Source organism: Nocardia sp. CC201C, from assembly GCF_030010695.1.
In the GTDB taxonomy this organism is placed as follows: Bacteria; Actinomycetota; Actinomycetes; order Mycobacteriales; family Mycobacteriaceae; genus Nocardia; species Nocardia otitidiscaviarum.
This window is the reverse complement of sequence record NZ_JASCXP010000477.1, coordinates 1-5,282: the sequence shown is the minus strand read 5'-3', so window position 1 is coordinate 5,282 and position 5,282 is coordinate 1. Positions and strand designations below refer to the sequence as shown.

Genomic DNA, 5,282 nt, shown 5'->3' with positions numbered 1-5,282 from the left:
CGGACTCCAGGATTCGGCTGCGGGGGCCGGTTCCACGGCCGGGCGCGGCGCCTCCGACGAGGGGGCGTTCGGTGCCGCTGGTGAGTATGGGCAGCCGCGTGATCGAGCCGCCGACGCGAGCGCTGCGGCGCAACACCGGACCGCTGACGCTGGTGCGTCGGCAGGGGATTCGGCATCAGCAGAGTCGGCCGGTCCCTCGACCGGTGGCGATCTCGCCGGTACCGGCGCGAACGCTGCCGGTGCGCGGGTACGGAATTCGGCTGCGTCGGCCGGGGAGGCGGACGCCCGGGCCGCGTCGGATACCGCGGCAACCACAGACCGTCGCGTCGGGGCCGCTGTCGATGAGACCGGGGCTGTAGGACCCGCCGCCGAGCCCAGCGCATTCGGTCAGTCCGGAGAAGAGGTCGGCGCCCCCGCGGCCTTCGGGGTAGCCGGTGCGCCGGAATCCGGGGCGGGCGGTGGTATACCCGCCGCCGGTCCGACGGCTGACGCCGCGATGGCCGGGGGTGCGGAACACGCGGTGGGCACGGGTGAGCCCGGAGGCGCGGGCGCGAATGCGGGCGCTGACCTGCTCGCGGGAGTGGGGGAATCGGCGGGTGCGGACGCGGCTGGAGAAGCCGCCGACACCACCGCCGCCAACGCTGTCGCCGACACTGCCGCCAACGCTGCCGAAAAAAGCGGTGCCGCCACTGCCGCCGACAACGCTGCCGCCGACAACGCTGCCGCCGACAACGCTGCCGCCGACAACGCTGCCGCCGACAACGCTGCCGCCGACAACGCTGCCGCCGACAACGCTGCCGCCGACAACGCCGCTGCCGACAATGCGGTCGCTGACAATGCTGCCGCCACTGCTGCTGCCGACAACGCTGCCGCTGACAATGCTGCTGCTGCCGCTGACCACGCGGCCCCCGCCGGGGCGGATCTGACCGTGATGGTGGAGGGTGCCTGGGTCGAGATCAAGGCGAAGGTCCGCGAGTTCGGGCCCGCGCTGCCCGCCCTGCTGGCCGCCGCGGCGGTCGCGCGGGTGGAGGGTGACGTCATCGTGCTGGCGCATCAGCACGCGGCGCTGGCGCAGCGGCTGTCGGAGGCGAAGAACCTGGAGGCGGTGCGATCCACCGTGCGGGCGGTGCTCGGGCGGGAGTTCGAGGTGCGCTGGGAGGTCGGGGGTGCCGCGTCGGGTGGTGCCGGGCGCGGGCGAGGTGCCGGGAACGCTGGACGCGGGGCGGGCGCGCAGGCTCCCGCGAAGAAGGCTCCGCCGAAGTTCTCGCGGCCGAGTCAGGCCAAGGCTGCTGCCGCGGTCGAGCCGCAGGCGGACACGTCCGGCGGGTGGGGTGCGTCGTCCTCGGGTTCCCGAGACGGCGACTCTTCCGCGGGCACTCCGGCATCCCCCCTGGACGACGATATTCCGCTGCCCGACGGGCCGGACCTTCCCGACGACCCGGGGCCGTCGGACTACTCGCCGGTAGGTTATGACGGGGTCCCACCTGCTTCGACAGCGGAGGAGGAGCGGGAGATGTTGGCCGATGCGGCCGTGCCCGTCCCGCCCGGTGATCGCCGCGACCCGGATGAGATGGCCTTGGAGTTGTTGCGGTCGGAGTTGGGTGCCAGCCCGCTGGAGGCTTGACAGCACCCGTGTGAGGCACCTTAAGTTAACCGGAGTTCGCATCCGGCGGTACTATGATCGGGTGGCCGTGAGTTCTGGCTCGGCGAGGTTCTAAGGTATGCCCAGGCGCAAGGGCTGCCGGAGCGTCGACAAGCCGGTTCGTGACGCGGTTTGTACAGCGTCAGGACGGTCGGTCGACAAGGCCGGTCGGCGAGGTAACCGCGGCCGCTCCGCACAACGCGGTGACGGCGCACCTTTAGAGAGGACAACTCCGATATGACCACAGAGGCCTACATTTACGAGGCCATCCGCACTCCGCGCGGCCGCAACAAGAAGGGCTCGCTGCACTCGGTCAAGCCGATCGACCTGACCACCGGTCTGGTCCAGGAGCTGCGTAACCGGTTCCCGAACCTGGACGAGGACCGCATCTCGGACATCATCCTCGGCGTCGTCTCGCCGGTCGGTGACCAGGGCGCCGACATCGCCCGCACCACCGTGCTGACCGCCGGCCTGCCCGACACCGTCGGCGGCATCCAGATCAACCGCTTCTGCGCCTCCGGCCTCGAGGCCGTCAACCTGGCCGCGCAGAAGGTCCGCTCCGGCTTCGACGACCTGGTCATCGCCGGTGGCGTCGAGTCCATGTCCCGCGTGCCGATGGGCTCCGACGGTGGCGCCATGTTCATGGACCCGGCCACCAGCTTCGACAGCTACATTGTCCCGCAGGGCATCTCGGCCGACCTGATCGCCACCATCGAGGGCTTCTCCCGCGAGGACGTCGACGGCTACGCCGTGCGCTCGCAGGAGCTGGCCGACACCGCGTGGAAGAACGGCTACTTCGCCAACTCGGTCGTCCCGGTCAAGGACATCAACGGCCTGACCGTGCTCGACACCGACGAGCACCGCCGCCCGGGCACCAAGGTCGAGGATCTGGCCAAGCTGAACCCGTCCTTCGCGGGCATCGGCGAGATGGGCGGCTTCGATGCCGTCGCCATGCAGCGCTACACCTACGTCGAGAAGATCGATCACGTCCACCACGGCGGCAACAGCTCCGGCATCGTCGACGGTGCCGCGCTGGTCCTGGTCGGCAACGAGGACGCCGGCAAGGCGTCGGGCCTGACCCCGCGCGCCCGCATCGTCGCCACCGCCACCTCCGGCGCCGACGCCACCATCATGCTCACCGGTCCGACCCCGGCCGCCGAGAAGGCCCTGGCCAAGGCCGGTCTGAAGCGTGAGGACATCGACCTCTACGAGATCAACGAGGCCTTCGCCTCCGTCGTCCTGAAGTTCCAGAAGGACCTGCAGATCCCGGACGAGAAGCTGAACGTCAACGGCGGCGCGATCGCCATGGGCCACCCGCTGGGCGCCACCGGCGCCATGATCACCGGCACCATGGTCGACGAGCTGCACCGTCGCAATGCCCGCTACGCGCTGGTGACCCTGTGCATCGGCGGCGGCATGGGTGTGGCCACCATCATCGAGCGCGTCTGACGCCCACTGACTTTTCTCTAGGAGAACGAGAATCAATGACTGAGAACATGATCGGCTGGGAGAAGGACGCCGACGGCATCGTCGTGCTGACCATGGACGACCCGAACCAGGGCGCCAACACCATGAACCAGCTGTACAAGGACTCGATGCGGGCCACCGTGGACCGCCTCGTGGCCGAGAAGGACGACATCACCGGTGTCGTCATCACCTCCGCGAAGAAGACCTTCTTCGCCGGCGGCGACCTCAAGAACATGATGCAGACCACCCCGGCGGACGCCGCGGCCATCATGGAGGAGCTGACCTTCATCAAGGACGACCTGCGTCGTCTGGAGACCCTGGGCAAGCCGGTCGTCGCGGCCATCAACGGCGCGGCCCTCGGCGGCGGCCTGGAGATCGCGCTGGCCACCCACTACCGCATCATCGCCGACGTCAAGGGCGCGCAGGTCGGCCTGCCCGAGGTCTCCCTCGGTCTGCTCCCGGCCGGTGGCGGCGTCACCCGCGTCACCCGCATGCTCGGCATCGCCAACGGCCTGATGCAGGTGCTGCTGCAGGGCAACAAGTTCAACGCCCAGAAGGCCAAGGCCACCGGCCTGGTCAACGAGGTCGTCGCCTCCGTCGACGAGCTGGTCCCGGCCGCCAAGGCGTGGATCAAGGCCAACCCGGACAAGGGCGTGCAGCCCTGGGACGTCAAGGGCTACAAGATCCCGGGCGGCACCCCGTCCACCCCGGCCCTGGCCGCCAACCTCCCGGCCTTCCCGGCCAACCTGCGCAAGCAGATCAAGGGCCAGAACATGCCCGCGCCGCGCGCGATCATGTCCGCCGCGGTCGAGGGCGCGCAGGTCGACTTCGACAACGCCTCGCTCATCGAGTCGCGCTACTTCGTCTCGCTGCTGACCGGCCCGGTCGCGAAGAACATGATCCAGGCGTTCTTCTTCGACCTGCAGTCGATCAACAACGGCGGTTCGCGTCCCAAGGACGTGCCGAAGCGTGAGATCAAGAAGGTCGGCGTCATCGGCGCGGGCATGATGGGCGCGGGCATCGCGTACGTCACGGCGAAGGCCGGCATCGACGTCGTGCTCAAGGACGTCACCATCGAGGCCGCCAACAAGGGCAAGGACTACTCGGTCAAGCTCGAGGAGAAGGCGCTCTCGCGGGGCAAGACCACCGAGGAGAAGTCCAAGGCGCTGCTGGATCGGATCACCCCGTCCGCCGATGCCAAGGATTTCGCGGGCGTGGACTTCGTCATCGAGGCCGTGTTCGAGAACCCCGAGCTGAAGAACAAGGTCTTCCAGGAGATCGAGGACATCGTGGACGCCGACGCGCTGCTCGGCTCCAACACCTCGACCCTGCCGATCACCCTGCTCGCCACCGGTGTGAAGCGGGCCGAGGACTTCATCGGCATCCACTTCTTCTCGCCGGTCGACAAGATGCCGCTGGTCGAGATCATCAAGGGCGAGAAGACCTCCGATGAGGCGCTGGCCCGGGTGTACGACTACACCCTCGCCATCCGCAAGACCCCGATCGTGGTCAACGACTCGCGCGGCTTCTACACCTCGCGCGTCATCGGCAAGTTCATCAACGAGGCCATCAAGATGCTCGACGAGGGCATCGACCCGCAGACCATCGAGCAGGCCGGTCTGCAGGCGGGCTACCCGGCGGCTCCGCTGAAGCTGTCGGACGAGCTGAACTTCACCACCATGCAGAAGATCTACAAGGAGACCGCGGCGGCCCTCGAGGCCGAGGGCGGCGAGATCGACGCCGCGTCGGCCGCGACCGCCGCGATCCTGGACAAGCTGGTGGGCGAGTTCGACCGCAAGGGCAAGGCCGGCGGCGCGGGCTTCTACGACTACGAGAACGGCAAGGCCACCAGCCTGTGGTCGGAGCTGCGCTCGCTGTACAAGACCTCGACCGAACTGCCCGAGGGCGTCACCTTCCAGGATCTGAAGGACCGCATGCTGTTCGCGGAGGCCATCGAGACCCAGAAGTGCTTCGACGAGGGTGTGCTCACCACCACCGCCGACGCCAATATCGGCTCGATCTTCGGCATCGGCTTCCCGGCCTGGACCGGTGGCACCCACCAGTTCATCGTGGGCTACCCGGGTGGGCAGGAGGCCTTCGTGGCCCGTGCCGACGAGTTGGCCGCCAAGTTCGGCGACCGCTTCCAGGTGCCCGCGTCGCTGCGCAAGTAGTT

The 5,282-nt window shown here is 68.8% G+C and carries 2 protein-coding genes and 1 pseudogene; all 3 read left to right on the top strand.

All coding sequences use genetic code 11. The features are described from left to right. Positions 1–1,624: pseudogene (locus QK444_RS32105) on the top strand (hypothetical protein); the annotation flags it as partial. 255 nt (positions 1,625–1,879) lie between these two features. After that, positions 1,880–3,091 carry an acetyl-CoA C-acetyltransferase gene (locus QK444_RS32100; protein WP_282785818.1) on the top strand — a complete coding sequence of 404 codons (1,212 nt, stop codon included), beginning with the start codon at positions 1,880–1,882 and terminating at the stop codon, positions 3,089–3,091. 35 nt (positions 3,092–3,126) lie between these two features. Then, on the top strand, positions 3,127–5,280 hold the full coding sequence (locus tag QK444_RS32095; protein ID WP_282785817.1) for a 3-hydroxyacyl-CoA dehydrogenase NAD-binding domain-containing protein: 2,154 nt from the start codon (positions 3,127–3,129) through the stop codon (positions 5,278–5,280). Positions 5,281–5,282 lie beyond the last annotated feature (2 nt).

Bases quoted from the DNA above. Each gene is read 5' to 3' on its own strand.
- QK444_RS32100 (WP_282785818.1), top strand. From the start codon at position 1,880: ATGACCACAGAGGCCTACATTTACGAGGCCATCCGCACTCCGCGCGGC.
- QK444_RS32095 (WP_282785817.1), top strand. From the start codon at position 3,127: ATGACTGAGAACATGATCGGCTGGGAGAAGGACGCCGACGGCATCGTC.